At 59.0% G+C, this 23,905-nt stretch carries 20 protein-coding genes; 6 read left to right on the top strand and 14 right to left on the bottom strand.

Going from position 1 to position 23,905, the window contains the following annotated elements; translation table 11 throughout:
- Positions 1-3: 3 nt before the first annotated feature.
- Together AOP6_RS14665 and AOP6_RS14670 are read left to right on the top strand one after the other, a co-directional pair.
- Positions 4-1,188, top strand: coding sequence for a DNA polymerase IV (locus tag AOP6_RS14665; protein ID WP_155877471.1), 1,185 nt, complete (start codon positions 4-6; stop codon positions 1,186-1,188).
- A gap of 4 nt (positions 1,189-1,192) precedes the next feature.
- A complete protein-coding gene (locus tag AOP6_RS14670) occupies positions 1,193-4,213 on the top strand; it encodes a DNA polymerase III subunit alpha (RefSeq protein WP_155877472.1) in 3,021 nt (1,006 codons plus the stop codon).
- Here AOP6_RS14670 and AOP6_RS14675 read toward each other — a convergent pair.
- The 3 genes from AOP6_RS14675 to AOP6_RS15325 form a co-directional block, all read right to left on the bottom strand.
- Positions 4,210-5,877 (bottom strand): VCBS repeat-containing protein, encoded by a 1,668-nt coding sequence (locus AOP6_RS14675; protein WP_213194640.1) that lies wholly within the window; start codon positions 5,875-5,877, stop codon positions 4,210-4,212. The genes AOP6_RS14670 and AOP6_RS14675 overlap by 4 nt on opposite strands.
- Before the next feature lie 158 nt (positions 5,878-6,035).
- Positions 6,036-7,055 (bottom strand): hypothetical protein, encoded by a 1,020-nt coding sequence (locus tag AOP6_RS14680; protein WP_155877474.1) that lies wholly within the window; start codon positions 7,053-7,055, stop codon positions 6,036-6,038.
- A gap of 88 nt (positions 7,056-7,143) precedes the next feature.
- Positions 7,144-7,275 (bottom strand): hypothetical protein, encoded by a 132-nt coding sequence (locus AOP6_RS15325; protein ID WP_256439347.1) that lies wholly within the window; start codon positions 7,273-7,275, stop codon positions 7,144-7,146.
- A gap of 237 nt (positions 7,276-7,512) precedes the next feature.
- Here AOP6_RS15325 and AOP6_RS14685 point away from each other — a divergent pair, with 237 nt between their 5' ends.
- Together AOP6_RS14685 and AOP6_RS14690 are read left to right on the top strand one after the other, a co-directional pair.
- A complete protein-coding gene (locus AOP6_RS14685) occupies positions 7,513-7,743 on the top strand; it encodes a DUF6290 family protein (RefSeq protein WP_155877475.1) in 231 nt (76 codons plus the stop codon).
- On the top strand, positions 7,727-7,999 hold the full coding sequence (locus tag AOP6_RS14690; protein WP_155877476.1) for a type II toxin-antitoxin system RelE/ParE family toxin: 273 nt from the start codon (positions 7,727-7,729) through the stop codon (positions 7,997-7,999). Before AOP6_RS14685 ends, AOP6_RS14690 begins: the two co-directional genes overlap by 17 nt.
- Positions 8,000-8,085: 86 nt before the next feature.
- Here AOP6_RS14690 and AOP6_RS14695 read toward each other — a convergent pair whose 3' ends face one another.
- The 9 genes from AOP6_RS14695 to AOP6_RS14735 form a co-directional block, all read right to left on the bottom strand.
- Positions 8,086-9,261 (bottom strand): rhodanese-like domain-containing protein, encoded by a 1,176-nt coding sequence (locus AOP6_RS14695; RefSeq protein ID WP_213194641.1) that lies wholly within the window; start codon positions 9,259-9,261, stop codon positions 8,086-8,088.
- Between the two features lie 283 nt (positions 9,262-9,544).
- The gene (locus AOP6_RS14700; RefSeq protein ID WP_155877478.1) at positions 9,545-11,284 is read right to left on the bottom strand and encodes a VCBS repeat-containing protein; all 1,740 of its coding nucleotides are present in this window, start codon (positions 11,282-11,284) and stop codon (positions 9,545-9,547) included.
- A gap of 122 nt (positions 11,285-11,406) precedes the next feature.
- Positions 11,407-12,699, bottom strand: a complete 1,293-nt coding sequence (locus AOP6_RS14705) for a hypothetical protein (protein WP_155877479.1) — start codon at positions 12,697-12,699, stop codon at positions 11,407-11,409.
- Positions 12,700-12,737: 38 nt separating this feature from the next.
- Positions 12,738-12,884 carry a hypothetical protein gene (locus tag AOP6_RS14710; protein ID WP_155877480.1) on the bottom strand — a complete coding sequence of 49 codons (147 nt, stop codon included), beginning with the start codon at positions 12,882-12,884 and terminating at the stop codon, positions 12,738-12,740.
- Between the two features lie 386 nt (positions 12,885-13,270).
- Entirely contained in the window at positions 13,271-13,801 is a 531-nt protein-coding gene (locus tag AOP6_RS14715) for a peroxiredoxin family protein (RefSeq protein WP_155877481.1), read from the bottom strand.
- A gap of 222 nt (positions 13,802-14,023) precedes the next feature.
- Entirely contained in the window at positions 14,024-14,422 is a 399-nt protein-coding gene (gene mce / locus AOP6_RS14720; RefSeq protein WP_155877482.1) for a methylmalonyl-CoA epimerase, read from the bottom strand.
- 67 nt (positions 14,423-14,489) lie between these two features.
- Entirely contained in the window at positions 14,490-16,145 is a 1,656-nt protein-coding gene (locus AOP6_RS14725; RefSeq protein ID WP_155877483.1) for a methylmalonyl-CoA mutase family protein, read from the bottom strand.
- A gap of 83 nt (positions 16,146-16,228) precedes the next feature.
- Positions 16,229-16,795, bottom strand: a complete 567-nt coding sequence (locus tag AOP6_RS14730; protein WP_155877484.1) for an XRE family transcriptional regulator — start codon at positions 16,793-16,795, stop codon at positions 16,229-16,231.
- A 100-nt stretch (positions 16,796-16,895) separates the two neighbouring features.
- Positions 16,896-17,072 (bottom strand): hypothetical protein, encoded by a 177-nt coding sequence (locus AOP6_RS14735; protein WP_155877485.1) that lies wholly within the window; start codon positions 17,070-17,072, stop codon positions 16,896-16,898.
- Between the two features lie 15 nt (positions 17,073-17,087).
- On the opposite strand from AOP6_RS14735, the gene AOP6_RS14740 reads away from it, so the two are divergent.
- Positions 17,088-17,453: a hypothetical protein gene (locus AOP6_RS14740; RefSeq protein ID WP_155877486.1), complete on the top strand. Its 366-nt coding sequence runs from the start codon at positions 17,088-17,090 to the stop codon at positions 17,451-17,453.
- 90 nt (positions 17,454-17,543) lie between these two features.
- Here the strand turns inward: AOP6_RS14740 and AOP6_RS14745 are convergent, their stop codons facing one another.
- Positions 17,544-20,444: a biotin carboxylase N-terminal domain-containing protein gene (locus AOP6_RS14745; RefSeq protein WP_155877487.1), complete on the bottom strand. Its 2,901-nt coding sequence runs from the start codon at positions 20,442-20,444 to the stop codon at positions 17,544-17,546.
- 48 nt (positions 20,445-20,492) lie between these two features.
- Positions 20,493-22,217, bottom strand: a complete 1,725-nt coding sequence (locus tag AOP6_RS14750) for a carboxyl transferase domain-containing protein (RefSeq protein WP_155877488.1) — start codon at positions 22,215-22,217, stop codon at positions 20,493-20,495.
- 569 nt (positions 22,218-22,786) lie between these two features.
- Here AOP6_RS14750 and AOP6_RS14755 point away from each other — a divergent pair.
- Positions 22,787-23,860 (top strand): hypothetical protein, encoded by a 1,074-nt coding sequence (locus AOP6_RS14755; RefSeq protein WP_155877489.1) that lies wholly within the window; start codon positions 22,787-22,789, stop codon positions 23,858-23,860.
- The last annotated feature ends 45 nt before the right edge of the window (positions 23,861-23,905 follow it).

Below are 23,905 nucleotides of genomic sequence, written 5' to 3' on the forward strand. Positions count from 1 at the left end.
ACCATGCCCCGCGATATCCTGCACCTGCATATTCCCGACTTTGCCGTCGCCGTCGCCCGCGTCATCGATCCGGCCTTGCGGCAACGCCCCGTCGCCCTGGCCCCCGGCGCCTCGGAGCGGGCCCTGCTGCAATGCGTCTCCGCCGAGGGGCGCGCCGAAGGCCTCGTCCCCGGCATGGCGGTGCGGGTGGCCAGGCGCCTATGTCCGCGTCTCACGCTTATCCCGCCCGACCCGGCGGCCCTGTTCCGGGCCCAGGCCGCTCTCTGCCGCCTCGGCGCCGAAATCTCACCCCTGGTCGAACCGGAAATCGCCGGCCGCCTCTACCTCGATATCTCCGGCAGCCGCCGCCTGCTCGGTCCCGGCCGCGATGTCGCCGCCCACCTGGAAGGGGAAGTCGACCGGCAGCTGCGCCTGAGCGGCGCTGTCGGCCTCGCCGGCAACAAACTGGTGGCCCGTATCGCCGCCGGTTATCTCGAACGCCCCGGCGTCTGCGACGTCCTGCGCGGCAGCGAGGCCCCCTTCATCAGCTCATTGCCCGTCAGCGTCCTTCCCGGCGTGGGACAAACCCGCGCCTCCCTGCTGCTGCGTGAGCTTCACCTGCGCCGTGTGGGGGATTTGGCCGCGCTTTCCCTGGACGATCTGCGCCTGCTCTTCGGCGGTTTCGCTCCCCTGCTGCGCCAGCGCGCCTGTGGCATCGACCCCTCGCCGGTGAGCCCGCCGGCCCGGACGCCGGAAGTCAGGGAACAAGCCTTTCTGCCCCAGGCCGACAATGACGACGAGGCCCTGCTGGCGACCCTCGCCCGTCTGGTGGAAGGCTGCGCCTATCGCCTGCGCCTGCGCGGGCAAGGGGCTGGCCTCCTCGTACTGACCCTCTATTACGAGGACGGCGTCACCGCCCGCCGCAGCCGCCGCCTGCCTAACCCGGCTTCCGCTGACACGATCCTCATGGAAACCGCCGAAACCCTCTTCTACGCCACCTGCCAGCGCCGCGTGCGTCTCAAGGGGATGCGCCTGGCCTGCCAGGAGCTGGGCACGGCCCGGCAGCTTCATCTTTTTACTGAGGCCGGTGGGGAACTTTCGCCGCGGGAAAGCACCTTGCTGCAGGCCCTCGACCAGCTGCGCCAGCGTCACGGGGTCGACGTCGTCCGGCGCGGGCGCACGCTCCTCAGCCCCCGCCTGGAGGGCTGAAGCCATGTCCTTTGTCCATCTTCACTGCCAGTCGTCCTTCTCCCCCGGTTGGGGCGTCCACACACCCGACGTTCTCTGCGAGCGGACCGCCGCCCTGGGCCTTACCCATCTGGCCCTGACCGACCGCAACGGCCTGTACGGCATCCCCCATTTTCTAGAACAGGCCAGGCACCACGGACTCAGGCCCCTTATCGGCGCTGAAGCCGTGACGAGCAATCACCGCGCCGTCCTTCTGGCCCGCACACAGGAAGGCTACGCCAATCTCTGCCAACTCCTCTCCGACCTGCACACCCAGACGGGATTCTCCCTACCCCGGAAGCTGATGGATCGGCGCCAGGGCCTCACCATTCTCAGCGACGACGGCGATCTCCTGACCGCTCTGGCCGCGCAGGACCGCCACCACCTCTACGTGGAAATTTCCCCCGGCCACGCCATGGAGGCGGCCCTGGCCCGCGCTCGCCAGCTGGAGTTGCCGCCGGTGGCCACCGCCCGCACCCTGCTGCTGGAGAAAGCGGACTTCCCCCTGCACCGGGTGCTGCGGGCCATCGCCCTCAACCGCACCCTGTCGCGCCTGCGCCCCGAAGAGACCGCCAGCCCGCGCGACTGCCTCTACAGCGCCGAAGAGATGATCGCCCTCTTTCCTCATTGCCCGCAGGCCGTGGAAAACAGCTGGAAGATTGCCGTTGACTGCTGTACGGATTGGGACTTCTCCACGACGGTCTTCCCCCGCTTCCGCGACCTCGACGACGAAGCTGCTGCCCAGGAACTGCGCCGCCGCGCCAACCAGGGTGCCCTGAGCCGCTACGGCCAGCTGACCGAGGTGGTTCGCCAGCGCCTGCACAAAGAGCTGGCCATCATCGAGGCCAAGGGCTTCGCCCACTACTTTCTGGTGGTGGAAGAGCTGGCCCGCCTGTCGCCACGGACCTGCGGACGCGGCAGCGCTGCCGCCTCTCTGGTCGCCTACTGCCTGCAGATCACCCACGTCGACCCCATCCGCCACAACCTCTTTTTCGAGCGCTTTCTCAACGCCGAGCGGGTCGACCCCCCCGATATCGACATCGACTTCCCCTGGGACGAGCGCGACGCCGTCCTCGATGCCGCCTTCGCCCGTTACGGCAGCCGCCGCGCCGCCATGGTCGGTGCTCACATCGGTTTCCGCGGCCGCGCCGCCCTGCGCGAAGTGGCCAAAGTCTACGGTCTGCCCGAGGCCGATATCGGCGCCATGACCGAGCGCATCTCCGGCTACTGGAAAGCCGAGCAGACTGCGGGCGCCGTCACCAGCCACCCCCTCTTTCGCGACGCGCCCCTGTCCTCGGAATGGCTGGAGATCCTCGCCGTCGCCCGGCGCCTGCAGGGGCAGATGCGCCACCTCGCCCTGCACTGCGGCGGTCTGGTCATCGTACCCGAGGACATCCGCCACCACGTTCCCGTCGAGATGGCCGCCAAGGGCCGGCCCGTCATCCAGTGGGAGAAGGATCAGGCCGAAGCGGCGGGGCTGGTCAAGATCGACATCCTCGGCAACCGTTCCCTCGCCGTCATCCGTGACGCCGCCGCCGCCATTCGCGCCCACGGCGGCCCCGACCTCGACCCGGCCCGCTGGTCTCCCCTCGACGATGCGCCAACCCGGCAGCTGCTGCAGCGGGGCGACAGCATGGGCTGCTTCTACATCGAGTCGCCGGCCACCCGCCAGCTGCTGCGCAAGATGTGGCAGGGGCAGGCCGATGGCCAGCTCGGCGCCGAAGAGCTCTTCGAGCACCTGGTCATGGCCTCTTCCATCATCCGGCCGGCGGCCAACCGCTACATCCGCGAGTTCGTCGCCCGCCTGCACGGCAAGCCCTGGCATTGCCTGCACCCGCGGCTGGAGAGCGTCCTTGGCGAAACCTACGGCATGGCCATCTACCAGGAGCAGATCACCCAGATGGCCATGGCCCTGGCCGATTTCACCCCCTTCGAGGGGGACCAGCTGCGCAAGATCATCAGCAAGAAACATCCGGGCCAGAGGCTGATTGATTACCGGCAGAAGTTTTTTCAGGGGGGAAAAAAGAAGGGACTGTCACCGGATTTGCTGGAGCAGGCCTGGCAGGAGGTGCTCTCCTTCGCCGGCTACTCGTTCTGCAAGCCGCACTCGGCCTCCTACGCCCTGGTCAGCTGCCAGTCGGCCTGGCTCAAGACCCATTACCCGGCCGAGTTCATGGCTGCGGTCATTTCCAACCAGGGCGGCTACTACTCACCGCTGGCCTATCTGTCGGAGGCAAGGCGGCTCGGCCTGCGCATCCTGCCACCCGACATCAATGCCAGCGACCGGCCCTATCGGGGACAGGGCAGCGAGCTGCGCATCGGCCTCATGCAGATTGGCGGGCTGTCGCAGGTGACATTGAAGGGGATTGTGGAAGAGCGGGAGCGGGGCGGGGATTTCAACAGTTTCAGTGATTTTCTGCGGCGGGTGACCGTGCCGGTGGAGGACGGCCGCCTGCTCATCAAGGCCGGCTGCTTCGATGTCTTGGAGGGCCGGCAAGCGCGCGCTGACCTGCTGTGGCAGCTTCTGCGCCGCCGCAGCCAGGCGCCGCAGGCAGCCAGCGGCCTGCTGTTCGCGGAAGTGCCGCGCCGTCAGGCGGCCAGACCAGCCCTCGGCGCCGACGAGATGGATCAGCAGGAGGTGGAAGTTTTGGGGATGCCCATCTCCCGCCATCCCCTCAGCCGCTATGGCGCCCTGCTCGAGCGCCAGCAGACCATCGCCGCCGCCGACCTCTCCCGCTGGGTAGGCCGCCATGTCAGCCTCGTCGCCTGGTGGGTGACGGGCAAGGTGGTGCAGACCGCCAAGGGGCAGCCCATGGAGTTCATCTCCTTCGAAGACAGCACCGCCATCTTCGACACCACCTTCTTCCCCCGCGCCTACACCCGCTTCTGCCGCCTGCTATCGCGGCAGCGCCCCTATCTGCTCAAGGGCAAAGTCGAAGAGGAGTTCGGCGTCTGCACCCTTAACGTGGAATGGGTCGGATTTCTTGATGAAGGCGAAGGGACTTAGGGCAACTCGTACAGGACGATACGCGATTGACGCTTGCCAAATACGCCAAGGTCGCCGGAGCCGCCCACGGCCATGACGAGCTCGACCTGGCCATCGTTGTCCGCATCGGCCAGACGGAAATCGGCCAGATAGCCCTGTTCCTCCTGCGTACCCCACACCTCTGCCATGTCCATACCGTTCCAGCGCAGCGCCTTGACCTCAAAACTCTTGAAGCGTCGGATCTTCTCCAGGATGCCGCCGCCGTGATTCGCCGGCACCAGCAGGCTACCATCCGGCCCCGCCAGCAGGCGCGGCTTTAAATAGCGGCTTTCGTTGACCGCGCCGCGCTGGCGCGAGGGATATTCCATGGAGGTCTCACTGCCGCCATAGGATCGTTCGCTCCACCACAGGCGCTCCCCCCCGGCTCGCAGCACGCGCAGCTGCCCACTGTCGGCCAGCTCGGCATAAAGCGTCTCTCCCCGGAAGGAAAAAGGCCGGAGCGCCAGCAATTCGGCCCCCGCCGGCGCCGTCAGGTGCTCGGCTTCGATCAGACTGCTCCCCGCCCGCGCCAGGCGCACCAGCGGCCCGTCGAACTCTTTGCTGGAGGGGGTTTTACGCTGCCCCAACAGACGAACATGGCCCCGACCGTCGTCATCCTTGCGAAAGAACCAGGGCAGCTCCTTTTCCACCACGGCATAGGCGGCCTGCTCCCAGGCGACAACGACGGAAGCGAGCCGCCCCCCCTGCACGGCCGAAACATAGAGTTCAGCGCGCCCGTCGCCATTCAGGTCGAAACCATCCACCGCCAGAGTGGCGAGACCGGACGGTAACTCCACCCGGGCCACAGCTTCGTAGTGCCCCTGCCGCAATCGGCTGATTTCCAGGTGGTCACCATAGGCCACCACCATTTCCAGACTGCCATCCCCATCCAGGTCGGCCACCTCAATACCCACGGGTGTGCCAGCCTGAAAAGGCCCTTTCCACACCGCGGCGGCCGGCGTCTCAGCCAAAGTGATGACAGCACTTGACGCAGGCGACGCCGCCGCTACAGGAGGGGCCGCTGCCTCTTCGTCCCGGCCTTCTATCCGCGCATAGCGGCGCAATAGCTGCCCCTGTCCGTCACGCACCTCCAGGGTGTCACCTAGGTGATGGAAAAGCAGCAGCGGTTCCCCATCGTTTGCAGTCGCCGCCCTGGCTTGTTCCACCACCTCGTAACCGCGCCATTGCAGATGCGGCAACTGCTCTTTGATCTGCAAATATAGAACCTCTCCTGTACCCGTCGCATCCCGAAACAATGCCGGTACCGCCGTGAAGCGCTGCAGGGAATCGCCCACCGCCGCCTGCGCGGCCCCCAGCGGCCGTACCTGGGACAAGCCGCTCAGCACCAGGCTCACCTGCACATAACCGCGGGGGGCGGCGTAGACACCCAGCACCTTGCCGGTAACCGGATGCAGCACCGATTCGCCGCCTCCTGTTACGGCAAACAGATCACCACCAGCGACGCCATGGCTGTCATCCAGATCGATGAGATAGCCGTCGTCCACCACCTTAACTACCGTCGCAGCCAAGGGAGAAAAATCGTCGGCGACCTGCGCCGCGAGATTTTCGGCTAGAACAGGCGAGGGGCTGGCCATCCACCCTAGAGCCGCCACGATCAGAGTCACCATCCGCCAGAAACTGGTCATGCGTTTTCCTCCTCTATTTTGCTGCATTGACACCGGACTAAAATGACCCACATTCTAGCACCGGCCCATCGACATTTCTATCCTTGAAAAAACAGCAAAGCCCGCGACACCGGGCCGCGGGCTTTGCTGTTTTTCAAAATAGCGATGCAACCGACGGATCAGAAGTCCATCTGCCACTTGATGCCGGCGAAGTAGAGATCGCCCTGATCATTGCCGTTCCGATCATCCATCAGGTCATATACCGTGTAGTGGGGGATGATAGTGAAGTTTTTGGCCACGGGAAAGTGAGCCTGCACAAAGTAACCGAACTGTTCGTCCTTTTCGGCGTAGTCATCCCTGTCATTGGCCAAGTAACCAACACCGGCCACACCCAGCACTTCGCCAAATTCATGGGCCAATTGCACATACCCGGCCAGAGTAGTGGCGTCTTCACCGTTTGCATAAGCGCCATAACCTTCACCGACCCAATCCTGCATGCCGAAATCTTCCAGGTTTTGTCCATAAAAAAGATTGCCCTGGAGGGCGACGGGGCCGGCAGCGGTCTTCCAGTTGAAGGCCGCCAGGTAGGAATCCACCGACTTTTCATTGAGTTCGTAGGTCTGATAGGCCAGCGAGGCACCGTAGCTCATGAAACCGACATCGTGCATGTAGCCGATAGCCAGCTTGGGCAGCCAGTAATCATAATCGGCAGTATCATCTTTCATTTTCTGCGCATGGTTCTTGATAGCGGCGGCCCAGAAACCGTTATCCAACTCCACGCGAATCTGGGGCAGGCGGCCGTCGTAGCTGTCGCCCAGGCCGGCGAAACCGTTATCTTCGTTGGCCACTTCCCAGGAGCCGTAGCCGTACAGGGTGTAATCCTGACCGATCAGCAGGGTGCCCTTGCCGAAATTCCAGGTGCCGTACATCAAACGCAACCAGACATCCCCATCCGAGTCACCCGTCCCGAACTCAAAGCGACCGCCGATCTCTTCGGTATTGAATTTACCGCCGATACGGCTGTTGCTCTGCAATTCCCAGTTCACATCGGAATCATAACCACCATAGACGGGACCCGTGCCCTCCATCAAATACGTGGCCATGCGCACCGATCCGTACAGGCTGAAGTCGGCCAGGGCCGGTGTTGCCATCAGCAGAGTCAGGGCGCTGACGAGCAGAACAGTTGAAATACGCTTCATAGTTGATAACCTCCTGAATCACAAATGTTCATAAGATGGTCAGTTGATGGAAGAGGTCACTCTCCCGCGGACTCAATCTGGCAATGACTTAATGGGCCTGGAACTCATAGCCGCAGGCAGGACATTTCACCTTGACCGGCTCGCTGCTGCCCTGCTTGGCGCAGGCGCCCAGAGAGAGGGCAAAAAGGGTGACGAGTACCATGGCAATCAGCTTCTTCATGATGTTCTTCTCCTTTCCTGATAGTGGATGTTCATTTCAAAAATGACTGGTCGAAAAGTGACTCCCTTTCTCGGAAGACACCGAAAACCTTATACCACAGTCCCGTTTGTTCACAACAGGGTTTTTCAATTTACGGTTGATTCCTGGTTTCACCCTGCTGCTTCACCGTAGATTTTTGTTTTGCCATCACATCGTACGTGATATATGTATTACACGTAATGCAGCATGGAGGTTATTATGAAAACAGTTAATGTCAGGGTTTCCGACGAGGTCGCTGAACGGCTGGATAAACTTGCGCAGGAGACCCATCGCACCAAAAGCTATTATCTGCGCAAAATCATAGAGGATCATCTGGAAGATCTGGAAGACGCGTACCTCGCGCAACAGCGCCTGGAAGATATCCGCGCCGGAAAGACAAAAACAATTCCCCTGAGCGAGGTTGAGAAGAGCCTTGAGCTGGAACATTGAATTTGATCCGGCGGCGGCCCGCGAACTGCGAAAACTCGATCGCCAAGTCGCCCGGCGCCTTCTACATTTTCTCTCCGACCGTATCGCTCACCTTGATGATCCACGCAGTCTTGGCGAAGCGCTGAAGGGGAGTCGATTTGGCGATTTCTGGAAATATCGTGTGGGTGATTATCGTATTATCGCCAGCATTCAGGACAAAAAATTCCTCATCCTCGTCGTCAGGATAGGAAACAGGCGAGACGTCTACCAGCGGTGAAATCCGTTACTTCTCTCTACGCATACTCACGCAAAAAGGCCCCCGGTAACGAGGGCCTTTTTGGTTTTGTGCTATGAAGCCGTGCTTTATTTCTCGACGGTGAACTGGCCGTCGGGAGCGATGTTGCACTTGGCGTCGAGGTACTGCATGTTTTCCTTGTTGGTGTACTCGGACTCCAGCAGGGCGTAGAAAGAGCTGGCGCTGCGACCGCCGGTGGTGCAGTAGAAAACAACGCGGCCTTCCTTGTTCAGCTTGGCCACTGACTCCTTGGTGCGGAAGATGAAATCCTCTTCCGTGATGTTGATGGCACCGGGGATGTGACCGGCGGCGAACTCTTCGGGGTCGCGCACGTCGATGAACTGGGCGCCTTTACCGGCCACCAGTTTCTTGAACTCGTCGGGGCTGATGGCTTCGGGCAGAGCGTTGGCTTTGGCAGGGGCAGCCGCTTTAACAACACCGGAAGCCTCATCGCCCCACAAAGGCAGGCCCGCGTCTTTCCAGGCCGGCTCACCAGCGGCATAGACCATGACATTCGTGTAGCCGAGAGAAAGAGCGGTAGCCGCGGCCTTGTGGCTGAGCACACAGTCATAGCCACCGCAGTAGAAGATCAGCTTGGTGGCCTTGTCCGCCGGCAGCAGGCCCTTTTTCAGCTCCATTTCCACATTGGGGATACTGACAGCCGTGGGTATGAAAGATTTGCGATATTTGACGGCCGGACGGGAATCGACCAGCATGTAGGCGTCCTGGCTGGGCTTCATGACCAGCTTTTCGACGAACTTGGTCGCAACCTCATTGTAGTGCCCTTGCTTCACCCACTCGGGCTCGCCTTCATACCAGACCTTGACGTTGGTGAAACCGGCCTTCATGGCGATTTCGGCCGACTCGGGGCTGAGTTTGCAGGTAACGCCGCCGCAGTAGAAGATAATCAGCTTGTCTTTGGGCAGTTTGTCCAGGCTGTTCTGCAGCTGCACCTTGGGGATGCTGATGGCGCCGGGAACGTGACCGGCCTCGTATTTAACCGCCGGACGGGCATCAACCAGCACAAAGGTGCCGGCCTTGGCCGGATCGTTCACGAGGGCAGCGACTTCCTCGGTGGTGATGACCAGGGCCGGATCCTGGGGGACGGGCTTTTCTGCGACCTTCACTTCGGCAGGCTGAGCGGGCGTTGCCCCCAGATTGGAGCTAGACACCGTGGTGGTGCAGGCGCTGAAGGTAAAGGCGGCCAAAATAGACAAGGCCAGAGTGCGAATCATGTGGGTCATGCGGTTCTCCTTCATTGTGTTAGGGTGTGCACATTCTTAGTCATGGTTCGAAATCCGTTGCCCTCATTAAAAGCAGATTCTGTGCCACAAACAGAAAGTTCATTCTACTTTCGAAATGGGGACCATGGCCTTTCCTTTTTCCCATGTCTTTACGCTGATTTATCACCAACAATTTTTTCACCGCCTTATTTCATCAGCAACCTTCCTGTCCAAGCCAGGTCCCGCCGCTGGCCAAAAAACGTCCTTTGCCGGATTAAAACAGTTTTTTGGAGAAATAGAAGTCCTACTGCAGCTCGTAGGCTACCACGTTGGACCGCCCCTTCGACACAGGGCTTTCCCGCGTGAAGGTGACCAGGGTCACCAGTTCGTCGGCGCCGTCGTTGTCCACATCGCCCAGGCTGAAGTCGCTGAGATAGCCGTCTCGTTCCTGGCTGTGCCAGGCCTCGTACAGAGTGCGGCCGTCCCAGACCATGGCCCGCACCCGCCCCTTGTTAAATGTGGGCGAGCGGCTGAGAAAGCGGCTGCCCTCATGGGCAGTGACCAGCAGGTGGCCCTGGCCGTCGACTTCCAGGCGGGGAGGGATGAAGACATAGCGCGGCGTTTTGAGAATGGGATCGCTCATGGGATCGGGGCGTTCCGCATAGATCTCGCTGCCGCCGTAAAGCGCCTCCGACTCCCACAGGGTTTTGCCCTTTTTCGACAGCACTACCAGCTTGCCGGTAGTTTTCAGCAGCGCCACCAGCTCTTCGCCGATGGCGCCGGTGAAGGGGGTGAAACCAAAGAGGCTGACGCCCTTGGGCAGGGATAGGGTCTCTCCCGCCTTCCAGTCGCCTTTTTCAAAACGCAGGCGAAAGATCGGGCCGGAATAGTCGGTGGAGGTATCGCCCCGGCGCTGTCCCAGCAGAACGCGCCCTTCGCCGGGCAGGGTCACCGTGCGCAGATACCAGGGCAGGTGCTTGTCGACCATTTTAAAGCCGCCACCCTGCCATTCGACCACCCGCGACATGAGCATGTCGTCGCGCACGGCGGTCAGGTAAATTTCAGGGATGCCGTTGCCGTTAAGATCGGCGGCGTCGATCGTCAGGACCGACTGGCCGAGGCCGAGGTCAACCTCGGCAACCTGCTGGTAACTGCCCTGCACATTGCGGCCAATGATAATGCTCGTTGGCAGGGCCACAGCCATTTCCTGCTGCCCATCACCATCAAAGTCAGCGACTGCCACGCCAACGGGGCGGCCCTTGATATCGGGGCCATACCACAGGCCCTGCTGATCGGGGGTGGCGTTGCGCACGATGGCCGCCGTGGTCGGTGGCGGCGACACCACCAGAGCGGGAGCACTTACCGGCGCCGGCGTGGGGATGGATGGGACCACGGGAGCCGGAGCAGCCACAGCCGCCTTTGCCAGGGGAGCGTCGAGGGGGTAGGCGTGAATCGGCTGAAAGTCAGGGCCGCGCACCACCAGGCCATCCTGCTGAAGGATAAAATAGAGCTGAGCATCGCCTTTGCCTTGTTCATCGGCCCGGGCCGGGCGCACCGCCTGGGCGGCGTCGTAGGCCTGCCACTCCAGTGCCGGCGCCGCCGCTTTGATTTCAACGAAGAAGGTCTCACCGCCGCCGGCATAGTCACGGAAGGTGGCGCTGACGTTTTCGTAACGGCGAATCTCGTCGCCAGCCTTGAGAGCAACAGATTCGGTCAACGGACGGGCGTAGGAATAGCCCCCCTTCACCCGCGTCACCTGCAGCAGCGCTTTAACTTCGTCGAGGGAGCCCATCACTTCTTTCGTCACGGGATGCACGATGGGTTCGCCGGGCACGACCACCGAAAAAAGATCGCCTACGGCGACACCACGGCTGGCATCGAGATCGATGAGATATTCGCCGTCCACCGGCATAATCACATAACCGGACAGGGAAGCGAAGTCACGGCCCAGGTCATCGCTCAGACCGGCAAGGGCCGGCAGCGAGAAACAGAGGGAGGCGAGCAGGGCACAGAGGGCAAGAGCGAAGCGCCGGAGGCTGAGCATGGTCTTTCTCCTTGGTTGCAGCTGTTCAGATGCGGGCGAAGGTTTTCGCCCCGGGCGGGTAAAAAAAGGCCGGGCACAAGGCCCGGCCGAAAGCATAACAAAATCGTACTGTGGAGACAATCTTAGAAGACGTAGGTCAGCTTGGTGCCCAGCTTCCACATGTCGTCGGGGCCAAGATCGTCGTCAGCAAAGAGGTAACCGCCACCGGTGGTCCACTTGAGACCCTTGGTGATGGCGTAGTCGAAGTAAGCGTCGAGCTCGTGACCAAAGGTGATGGCATCAGTACCATCGGGATGGTCAGCAGCTTCCTGCGCATAGATGTAGGCAGCACGGATGCCGGACTTCTCGTTAAAGAGGCGGGTCCCTGCATCAAGACGTACATACATGTAGTTGGAGTAGTAGTAGCCAGGATCGCCAGGTGCGCTCTTACCATCCAGATAAGCAGTGCCGGCCTTACCGCTCATGTTTCCGAACTCACCACCAGCCAGCATTTCTGACCAGTTGCGGAAGCCGTCAACATCAACAAATTCACCGTTGGCATTGTCCTCGTCACCGACAAAGGCGGCCGAGATAGCAAAAGAGGTAGGTCCGTCCACATACCCGGCTTTCGCATAAGCTGCGGTACCAAGGCCGTCATCACCACCGTCGACATCCCAGCTGCTGAAAAGGAGGTTACCTTCCAGGATAATTTTGTCTACCTTACCTTTGGCGCCAGCACCAAAGAAATAGACATCGGCCTCAGAGGTGGCGCGAAGGTAACCAACCTCAGGGGTCAGAGTGAAGTCGCCAACTTTTACAGCATAGCTGGCGCCATAGTAATCGCTTTCAAGGCTCTCGTGATCTTCACCGGACGGTGAAGTTGTGGTTTTTTGCACATACTGCCCAGCGTCTTCATCCCACACGGGGGAGGTGGTCGTTTTTGACCCAACAATGCCGCCGCCACCAATGTTGGTGGTTTCTGTGAGCTTGATGTAGCTAAAGGTCAGACCACGATACTTGGCGACAAGACCAGTAGCTTGCTCGTTCATGATGAAGCCATTGGCAAGGTTGAAGGTCTGGGTACCGACTTTGAAGTTGGTGTCCATAGCAGTGAAGTCGAGGTAAGCGGCACGAAGCTCGAGCTCATCCGTTTTATCCGCTCTTATGGAGCCACCATCACGACCCCAAGTGTAGTCGGCTTCGAAATCAACTACCATCTTAACTGCGTCACTGAGCGCGGCAGTGGTCATGAGGCGAAAACGCTGGTCAAAAGCGGCCGTTGAGTCATCGGTGTCATCATTGGCGTCTTTGACGTTGTCAGACATGATGCCACGGACGATAAACATGCCCTTGGCGTCCAAGGTAATAGCCACAGCGGGGGTGGCCAGGGCTACGGCCGCCAGGGCCGCAACCAGAATCTTAAGATATTTGCTCACAGTGTGCCTCCTGAAATGAAATAAATGGTCAGCAAAGCTTAGCCGTCAATACCGACGGGCGCTTCAAATTCATACCCGCAAGCAGGGCATTTTACACGGACGGAGTCCCCTTTGCCGGCAGGAGCGCAGGCAGCGAGTGACAGGGCGAACAGACTGACGAGAACCAACGAAATAAGTTTTTTCATGCGGCTTTCACCTCCTTCCCTAGAGTAAAATCGATGTGTCCGGTCTTTGGCAAGACCACCATGAGTCTGGCAACAACCACATCTTTTTCCCAAACAGGTTTTACAACAAGCAAAAATAGCGCCAACCTCATTAAAACACGAGCCAAAAACAAAAGGCTTAACTACCCGTCTTTAATGGGCCTGCAAAAAAACCCCGGGCCCTGATGGCGCGAGGCTCTCATGATTTATCTCAAATGCACCACATCTTGTGGTGTATTCACCACACATTCCCGCGCTTTCACTGTGGCAAGATGAAGCAACGAGGACCTTGACGCCAGCGGACGAACCGGGAAACCCTGGCCATGCCAGATAACTGGTCGTCATGAGGTTGACCTCCCTTTTTACCCTCACCCTTTTGTCTCCGCGGCTTTTTGTGCTTTTTCCCGAGCTTTCATAACATCCCGGATCTTTAAACGCAGGTCATAGGCGGTGATAAGGCTGCCGTCGCGCTGCACCTTCATGTCGGGATCGATGATCAGCACACGGGGGATCAGGTAGACGTTGTAGGCCTTGAGGGCCGAACCGTCGTCGATTAGAGGCATATAGGAAATTTTTTCAGCCAGAGTTCCCGCATGCTTTTTCACCATATCCGGCGAATCCTGCACGTAGACATCAACGATCTGCACGTTGTTTTCCTTGAGGAAGTCGCGGACGTCGTTGAATTCCTGCATCTGCTGCTTGCAGGTGGGGCACCAGGTGGTGGCCAGCTTGAGAATGATGAACTGCCCTTTGTAGTCCGAAAGACGGACTTCTTTGCCATCGAGGTTTTTGAGTTTGAAATCGGGAGCGGCGGCGCCAACCTCAAGGGCGGCAGCCAGGGCGGGGGCAAAAAGCAGCAGGAACAACAGGGGGATTGCGGCAAACCAATGTCTTTTCATGAAACTGTCTCCGCGTCGCTGAAGGAAAAAATGTTTCACTGACGCCTCAGTCTATCAACCCGTGCCGACAAGTCAAGAAAACCCGTTTTATTCTTCCTGCCTTAACTTTCGAGACTTCAGTATATTTTTATGAACATCAAAGTCAAGGCAAAAATACAGAGCCACCTCAACCAATTGTAATAGCGTGTCTTTTCACATACAAACATTGTTTTGTTTTTATTGTTATCCTTCACACAACTCTGTCAAAACACCCCCGGTCGCCTTGGGGTGAAGAAAGGCGATGCGGGTGTCATGGGCGCCCCGACGGGGCTTTTCGTCAATGAGGCGGACTCCTTTGGCGGCCATATCGGCCAGGGCCGCTTCAAGGTCATCGACCTGGTAAGCAATATGATGCACGCCTTCACCGTTTTTCTCCAGAAACTTGGCCACGGGGGAATCCGGGCTCGTCGGCTCCAGCAGTTCGATGCGGCTTTCTCCCACGGCCAGAAAAGCAACACGCACTTTCTGCTCGGCCACTTCTTCGGTGCCCTCGAAGGCCATCCCCATGACATCACGATAGAGAGGCAGAGCGCTCTCCAGACTATGGACGGCAATACCGATATGATTGATTTTTTTCGTCATGAAAACTCCCTGAAAAGAAAAAGCCAGAAACCGGGGTGCGGCTTCTGGCTTTTGTGAACCTGTTGAATTAAAGAACCACGGTCTCCTGATGCTCGCCGAAGACATCGCGCAAGGTGTTGCAGATTTCGCCGAGGGAGGCGTAGGCCCGCACGGCCTCCAGGATGGGGGGCATGAGGTTTTCCGTGCCCTGGGCGGCTGTCTTGAGGGCGGCCAGCCTGGCCTCGACGGCCTGCTGATCGCGGCCGGTCTTGACGGCGGCAATGGCCTTGAGCTGCGCCCGCTCGACCTCAGGCTTGATCTTGAGCAGGTCCTTGGGAGGTGCTTCCTTCACGGTGAACTGGTTCACACCAACGATGATCTGCTCTTTGCGTTCAATGGCGCGCTGATAGGCGTAGGCGCTGTCCTGGATTTCTTTCTGCTGGAAACCGCGATTGATGGCCTCGGCGGCGCCGCCGAGATCGTCGATCTTCTGGATGTACTCAAGGGCCTTGGCTTCCATCTGATCGGTAAGGCTCTCAACCAGAAAGGAACCGGCCAGAGGATCGATGGAATCGGCCACGCCCGACTCATAGGCGATGACCTGCTGGGTACGCAGGGCGATGCGGACGGAATCTTCCGTCGGCAGGGCGAGGGCCTCGTCGCGGCTGTTGGTGTGCAGCGACTGGGTGCCGCCGAGGACGGCGGCCAGGGCCTGGATGGTGACCCGCATGATGTTGTTGTCAGGCTGCTGAGCCGTGAGGGTGCAGCCGGCGGTCTGGGTGTGGAAGCGCAGCATCTGACTGCGGGGGTCCTTGGCGCCGAAACGCTCTTTCATGATCTTGGCCCAGATGCGGCGGGCGGCGCGGAACTTGGCCACCTCTTCGAGGAGGTTGTTGTGGGCGTTGAAGAAGAAGGCCAGGCGGGGGGCAAATTCATCGACATCCAACCCGGCCTTGATGGCGGCCTCGACATAGGCGATGCCGTCGGCGAGGGTGAAGGCGACTTCCTGCACGGCGCTGGAGCCGGCCTCGCGGATATGGTAGCCGGAGATGGAGATGGTGTTCCACTTGGGTACATGGTCTTTGCAGTAAGCGAAGATGTCCGTAATGATACGCATCGACTCGCTGGGCGGGTAGATGTAGGTCCCGCGGGCCATGTATTCCTTGAGGATATCGTTCTGGATGGTTCCCATGATCTTGTCGGAGGAAACCCCCTGCTTTTCGGCCACGGCGATGTACATGGCCAGCAGCACGGCGGCAGAGGCATTGATGGTCATGGAGGTGGAGACCTTGTCGAGGGGAATCTGGTCGAAGAGGGTCTCCATGTCGGCCAGGGTGTCGATGGCGACGCCAACCTTGCCTACTTCACCTTCAGCCATGGCGTCGTCGGAGTCGTAGCCCATCTGGGTGGGCAGGTCGAAAGCGACGGAGAGGCCGGTCTGGCCGGCGCCGAGCAGATAGCGGTAGCGCTCGTTGGACTCCTTGGCGGTGCCGAAGCCGGCATACTGGCGCATGGTCCAGAAGCGCCCGCGATACATGGTGGGCTGCACACCACGGGTATAAGGGTATTCCCCGGGCAGGCCCAGCTTTTCTTCGTAGCTCTGCCATTCGAAATCGGGGAGAAAGACGCGCTCCATTTCAAGGCCCGAGGTCGTGGAAAAATCCTCGCGGCGCTCCTTGGCCTTATCTATCACTTTTTTAAGGGTCGTCGCTTCCCAATGCTTTTTCTGATCCTGAATGCTCATGCAAAGCTCCTTCGCGGTAAAAATAGAGATATCGACGGCCATGGACGCTGGCCGGGCGGTCGATTCAGTCAATCACAATGATATCAGCGGGTCACCACGGCCAGCACCTCGACCTCCTGGCCATCGAGAGAGAGCAGGCGGTGGCGAAGATCGGAATCGAAGTAGATGGCGTCCCCTTCTTGGAGAATAAAGCGTTGATCTTCCAGGATGACCTCAGCGGTCCCGCGCAGAATAAGCAGGAATTCCTCCCCTTCGTGATTGTACAGGGTCTCCTCTTCGGCCCGCTCGGAAACGGTGAGGACAAAGGGTTCCATCTTCTTGTTCTGTTTTTGGAATGACAGGGCCTCATAAGTATAGCCATGGCCCGTGCCTGCCTTGGATATAACCCGGCTGATCACTCGCCTTTCGCCGCGACGTACTACTTCGTACTTACGGTCCTCTTCGTCATCTTCAAAAAAATGGCCCATTTTGACGTCAAAAAAACGGGCGATCTTGGAGAGGGTGGCGATGGGGGGCGAGACGTTGTTGTTCTCGATCTGGGAAATCAAGGCGGGCGAAAACCCGGTTTCGCGGGCGACGTCCTGCAACGTGAGCTTGCGGGCCTTACGCAGCGCCTTGATCTTAGTGCCGATATTGAATTCGAGAGCCATGAGCCATCCAGCAAAAATAGAAAATGGTTTTATAAGGGTTTTTTCTTAGCGGAAAACCCCGTGATTGTCAATGTAATTATTTATCGTCAGTAAATGCACTTTATCGAAAATAAAGGAGATTTAGGCCCATTTCAGGCGACGCCCCCATCTTGCCGATGGGCGTTTTTTGTGTCGCCGCTCTTGCGGCTCCCGCGTCATCTTTTATACTTTTTTCATAAAGAAATACCGAGAACGAATCGCCGGCTGCCATCTGACGAATCCCGTCATCTCTTTTCATCAAAGGGGGTTTCCCATGAACGGACTTGAACTGGCCAGAAAACTTGAGAAGCAACCGGATAGCCGCTACAACTTCATCCGCTGGTGGAGCGAAGACGCCGGCCAGGATGAATACGAAACCCTGGAAGCCTTTATGGAGACGGCCTCGGAAGAACAACAGGTCGCCGGCTATGAACTGCTTGACCTGGAAGGAATGTGGGACACTCTGAATCGCCTGCATCCCGATCAAGTGACCCGGGAAAAACGCCTGAACGGTGAGTTCATCGTCTGGGCCCACGACAGCGGCGCCGGCGAAATGGTCATCGAAGACTGCCCCTACACGCCGGAAGCGCTGATGACCATTCTCAAACTGGAACTGCTACAGGAACGTCCGCTGACCTGAGTCGGACTCCCCATACTAAAACGCCTCGCCCGGCAAAGGGCGAGGCGTCAGCGAGCAGGCTCCCCGTGAAAGGGGGGCCTTTTTTGTGGATCAGAGGATCACTTTCAGGTATTCGCTGGTGCGGGCGCGCTTTTCGCGCTCAATTTCTTTGGGATCGACCTCGACGAATTTCTCATCGGGGGTGATCTTGAACAACGGCTGTCCCTTGGAGACGATGATGCCGTCACCGCCAGAGATGAGGATTTTGTCGAGGGTTCCCGAGAAGGGCGCCCGCACCGTATTGAACATCTTCATGACTTCGATGATGTAGAGTGCCTGCCCCTTTTCGAAATGCATCCCTTCCTCGACAAATTGCGGCAAGCCCGGCGCTTCCTGGGCGTAATACATACCGCCGCAGACAGCTACAATCTCATCGGCCTTGGTTGCCGGCGGCGGTACCAGCACCTTCTTCATGCGCACCTGCAGGTCGGGGTCGGTGAGATAGTCGGGAATGGTGATGTCGAGGTCGTCCTCGACTTTCAGGTCCCAGAACTTGGTGTTTATGGCGACCAAAAAGACCATGCCGAGCAGTTCGAGTCCGGCTTCGTAACCAAAGTGGGAGGCACGGATCTGCTCCCACATGTCGGCATCGAAACCACCCTGCGGTTTATCCTTCTGCAGCATCTCATTGAGCTGGAAGTAATCTTCCTCGTGCAGGTCGAAGGCCTCGTTGAGCTTGGCGTAGAAGCGCAGAGCTTTCTGCAGAAGCTCGTCGTCGTGACTCCAGATCACTTCGGCGGCGGGATCCTTCGGATTGTAGAGCTTGTTGAGGTAGTCGTAGGTTTCGCTGAGGACCACCACGGGATTGCGCAACCAGATGACCTTGCCCTTTTCAAGGCGGAAGTTGTTCTTGTTGAGGCTGAGCCAGCCCGAGAGCATGTGCGGATCATCCAAAAGCTTCTCGATGGGGCGCGTCAGCAGAGTACCCTTGCGGTCGAGCAGCTCGGACATGTTCTTCAGTTCTTTGCCGAGCACCTCGGGCTGATCGCCAAACTGCTCGGACACCTGCTGCGCATAGTGTTTCTTCATCTGCAGAAAGGCATAGACCGGGTCGAGCTTGTTGGCTTCTTCCTTCAGGGTGCCGACCAGGGTGAGGTAGGGCACGACGAAACGGGTGGTCGGCTTGGCGTTGACGGTATTGCCGATGAACCAGTTGACCAGGCCGTAGTGGAATTCGAGGTTGGTGGCCAGGTCCGTGCCGCGAATCTTGGCATTGCGGAGAACTTTCGAGAGGTGCTTGTAACTTTCCAGGCGATCCTCTCCCTTGGTCAACAGCAGGGCGATGTTGGAATCGTAGGCCCCGGCTACCCGGTACTTCATGAACAGGCCGGTGTCGGGATTAAGGGCGCTGATGCCCTGATCGTCGCGGATTTCCCCTTCGATCGGTCGGGACCAGTAGCGAATCATGCCGCCGGCATGGGGAGAAAGAGAGGCGTCGGTGGCATTGAGACGAGCCTCGACGGCGGCATTGAAGCGAACAACGCGCTCCGGCTTGGGCAACCGCTTTTTGTGGCGGGCCAGCAGAGCCATGGCCTCGACCAGAGACTCGACGATGAAATAATCGTTCTTGTCTTTGGGGTTGGTGAACTTGAGGCAGTAGCAGAGCTCGGTCACCCGGTGTTCGACCTGAATGCGGGTGTTGACTTCCATGAAATAGTGGCGGTCGCGGTCGACGATGCATTCAAAGGTTGAGGCCGAGTCGAGACCGACGGCCTGACCGAAGCGCTCAGCTTCTTCTTCCATGCGCTTGAGTACGGTGAGATCGGTCTCCAGGGCCTTGGCTGCCTTAGGCTCGCCGGCCGCGCGGGCTTCGGCGATACGGGTGGCCAGTCCCTCCTGGGTAACGGAGACTTCGAGCAGCTTCTGCTCGTGCATCTGCAGCGAGCAGTCGCGACCACCCAGGGCGATACACCAGTCGCCATTGCCCAACAGCTGGATCTCGTTGTGACGGGTCTGCTCGATGTTGAGCTCAATGAGCACGTTCTTGTTGTCGCCAATGCCGTTGGCCTTGACTTCGTTGAGGACTTCGCGCACCAGCGTCGGCGCCTGGGCAGCCTCCTGCTCAATGAGAGCGGCATTGATGTTCTTGGCCGTGAGCAGGGAAGCTCCGAGAATGCGCTGCCCTTTGCCGCCGCCGCCGCCGATGGCTTTGAGGCGCACACGGCTCTTGGGATACTTGCGGAACATCTCGGCCACTTCGAACTGCACCTGGGCGCAGAGCTCTTCGAGGGAAAAGAGATCGATCCCTTTCTGGTAAGAGGCGTAGAGGATGTGATCGGCCAGCTCTTCGAGAGAGAGGTCCTTGTTGTCGAGGACCGCCTTGTTGCAATCGAGGCTTTCGGCATCGACCAGAGCCAGCAGCTTCTCGCGGGTCGGGTGCTTTTTGACCAGGGTGCGGGCGGTGACATTGTCGATGCCGGGGGTGACACTGACGTTGACGCTGAGGGCGGTGCGCTTGGCTTCGTCCTTTTTGCCGGCATTGGCCTGGGTGGAAGCGCAGGGACCGATAAAGTTCAGGCCGGCCTTTTCGATAGCGGCGACAAACTCCTCATCCTCGGCCATGAAACCGTAGCCGGCAAAGATGGAATCATAGCCGTTGTCTTTGGCGATGCGAATGATCTGATGAATGCGCTCGATACGCTCTTCCTTGCTTGCCCCTGAGTAATCGGGCACGCGGTGCACCCGCCGTGAGTCAGTGAGCCGGCGAAGTTCGGGCGACAGGGCATTGGGGTAGACGATGGAGTCCTTTTCCGAAAGCAGGATGCCGTAGTGGGTTATCCCCATTTCATCGTAGATGTCCATCGTCTCTTTGCGGATGGGGCCGCGGCAGACGATGAGAGGTTTGAGATCCTCACAGGCGAAGGAGCGCACCCACTCGGAGGCGGCCTTGCCCAGGCGGCGGTCTCGGTGAATCAGGGGATTGTCGTTATAGTAATCTTTTTGTTGAGCCATCAGTATATATCTCCAATCTGATTCCTTCGATAGGGTTCCGGTGAGGGCTTAATAGAACTCGCGCTGGACGCTCTGCATCGGGCCGGGCTTGTAATGGCGCAGGAAGAAGTTGAGATTCTCCCCGAGCACCTTGCGCAGGTCCGTCGGCATGACGATGCTGGAGATGGAGCCGAGGCTCAGGGCCTCTTTCGGATTCATCAGCTCTTTCTCGTAGCGCAGATTAAGCTCGGCCTCGGCGGCCTTGAGCCAGTCGGCCGCCTCTTTTTCGGCGTCCTTCTTGGCCACGTCGTCACGCAGGCCGGCGTCGAGGCGCTCCTGGATCCCTCTTTTGACCCGCTCAGCTATCGAACCGCGCAGCTTGCGCAGCTCGTCCTTGTAGACGAACTCCTTGCCGGCCGGGCCCATGACCGCCAGGCGGGTGGTGGGCAGGGCCAGCACCAGGTCGGCCCCCGTCGGGTAGTTGTTGTAGGAGGCATAGGCGCCGCCGAAGGCGTTGCGGATGATAAGCAGGATGCGCGGCGTGCGGATGTCGACGATGGAGTCGAGCATGGCGCGGCCGGCCTGTACGATACCGCGGGACTCCTGCTCGCGGCCGGGAAGGAAACCAGTGGTGTCCTCCATGAAGATGAGTGGAATGTTGTAGATATTGCAGAAGCGGTTGAAGCGGGCGATTTTGTAGGCCGCATCGCAGTCAATCTGACCGGAATCGACGGCGCTGTTGTTGGCCACGAAGCCGACGACGTTGCCGCCGAGGCGGCCGAAGGCGGTGATGACGTTGCGGGCCCGGTCCGGCTGCATTTCGAAATAATCCCCGTGATCGCAGATCTGCTGGATCATGAGGGATACGTCGAAGGGCGTGTTGAAGCCGGTGGGGGAATTGAAGGTCTTTTTCAGCAGAGTGTTGATCTCCCAGGTCTTGCGGTCGAGGGGATCACTGGTCTCCTGAAAAGGTGCCATGACGCTGTTGTTGTCCGGCAGGTAGCTGAGCAGGCTGATGGCCGTGCGCAGGGCGGAGACCTCGTCTTCGACGGTGAGATCGGCCACGCCCGACTTGCCGTGTACCTGCGGACCGCCCAGCTCTTCCGGGGTGATGTCCTCACCCAGGACCGACTTGACCACGCCGGGGCCGGTGAGGCCGAAGAAGGTGTCGTTGGGCTGAATGACAAAACTGCCCTGCCGTGGCAGGTAGCTGCCGCCACCGGCATTGAAGCCGAACATGCACATGATGCTGGGCACGACGCCACTGATCTTGCGCAGGGCGGTGAAGGCTTCGGCGTAGCCGTCGAGGCCGCCGACACCGGCAGGCACGTAAGCGCCGGCGCTATCGTTCATGCCGATGAGGGGCATCCCCTTCTCACCGGCCATCTGGAAGAGGCGGGCCAGCTTCTGACCATTGGTGGCATCCATGGAACCGGCGCGCACGGTGAAATCGTGGCCATAGAGAGCGACGTCGCGCCCTTTGATGTTAAGAATGCCGGTGACCAGGGAAGCCCCGTCGAGGTTCTTGCCCCAGTTCTGAAAGAGGATATTGGGCTCTTTGTCGGTAAGAACGCGAATCCGCTCCCAGACCGTCATGCGCTTCTTGAAGTGCTGTTTTTCGATCTGGGCGACGCTGACCGACTTGATGGGGCGCTGAATGAGGTCATAACCCTCCTTCATGGCCTCTTCATAGCCGCCGCTGACGCCGGCGATTTCGCCAGGAATGGTGAATTCGACTTTCTCTGGCGGATCAAATGGATTCTTCAGTGAAGGTTTAATCGCTTTTTTCGACATTTCGGTTATCCCTCTGATTTGATAAGTACGATCTTTTCGGCACGCGCCAGCCAACGGACCAGAGCTCCACGTACCAACCTGTCCTGTCTTTACGGCAAAAAAACAAAATTCCGCCGAACCGGAGTCCCCTCCAAAGCCGGGCGGTGATTTTTTTCTGTCGACTCAAAAATTAAGCCTTCCGACAAAACTGCTGTCGCGGCCGAACTTTTTCGTCAAAATAAAAAGTAGTTTTATTTTCGACACGATATAGCGAAAATGACCCTCTTTGTCAATAAAATAATTTATTGTCGATAAAAAGATTTAACCCTAATAAATGATAATTTCAAAGGGGTTAGACTGCCATGGCACCCTTGCCTCGAAAGTGTATACACTACTCTTTTCCCAAACTTTTGTTTTGTTTTCCCCCGGTTCTGCAATGAATGCCGCGGAAGGTCACCCCGTGCCATGAAGGGGGCGTTATTGACTTTTGGGCCGGGATCAACTACTTTGACGACAGTGCGCGGCCATGGGGCCGGCGCCCATCTCGCATCCGCGCAATACTCCCGTTTTCAGGCATCGTTTTGACCCCTATGACTTTCAATCTGCCCATTGGGCTACGGCTTTGGGAAACTGAATTCCGCCGTGGCAAGTCGCCCCTCCACAGGGGCTACACCTTTTCCCCGCTGGAGGCATCCTCGGACGCCTATCGCATTACCGTCATGGCCGAAGCGGACCAGATTTCTCGGCTGTTCCATGACATTGGCCGCCTTTTTGGCCCTGAATCCTTTCTCATCCTGGAATTTTATCCACACGAAATGGAGGCCACCGGCGAAGAACCGACCGGGCCCACCACTTTCTACAGCCCCTACCTGCCAACCGCCGATCTGCTCAAAGCCCTTGAATCCTATATGCCTCGCCTGATTCACGATGGCTTCGTCGGTTTCGGCCTGGCCAACAACAGGGCCGGCCTCGAGTTTTTTTATTCCGAGGAGAAGGTGCTGACCTGCTTTTCAGGAAACCACCTGCGCGTTATCGACCTGCTGAACCAGCATGGCCTGCCGCATCGCCCCGACTTGCCCACTCCCGGTGATTTTGGTCACGATCATCTTTCGCTGCTCTGCCATCCCTCGGATGATCTGCCCCCTTTTCTGGCCGAAATGGGTCAGGATGATCTCGACTACGTGCTTTTCTGCCAGGAAGTTGTCGAAGCCCTCGACATGTATCCCGTTGAGGAAACCCTCAGTTTTTTTCTGTCCAAGAAGGAGCAGGACGCCATCGAAGAATGCCTGAGCCGCCACAGCGAATTCTCCGAATTTGCCGAGGAAGATTTTGGCAGTTTGCTGCTGGACTGGAACGACTTCGTCAACGAGTGCGAGGCCGCCTTTGAAGGCGACCTGTGGGAATATCAACAAGGGCTCAAGCTGCGCGACATGATCCAATACGTTATCGAGGGTACCCCGCCATCGCTTTCGGCCAAACTCAAGGAGATTCTGGCCGAGCCGGATGCCCAGTTCCAGCGCAACCTGATCGACCGCCGCAAGCGACTGGACGCTCCCGGCGACATTCCAGTGCGGGAGGAACGCTTCTGGTATCAGGGCGTGGTTCGCAACCAGGGTGCCTATCTGCGCCGCGACCTCATCCGCTGCGGCTGGTTCAAGCCCTGAGCGTCTCTCCTTCTATTCTCATCACCCTTCCCCATGGGACAAGTG

Origin of the sequence: Desulfuromonas sp. AOP6, assembly GCF_009731355.2 — a bacterium.
GTDB lineage: Bacteria > Desulfobacterota > Desulfuromonadia > Desulfuromonadales > SZUA-540 > SZUA-540.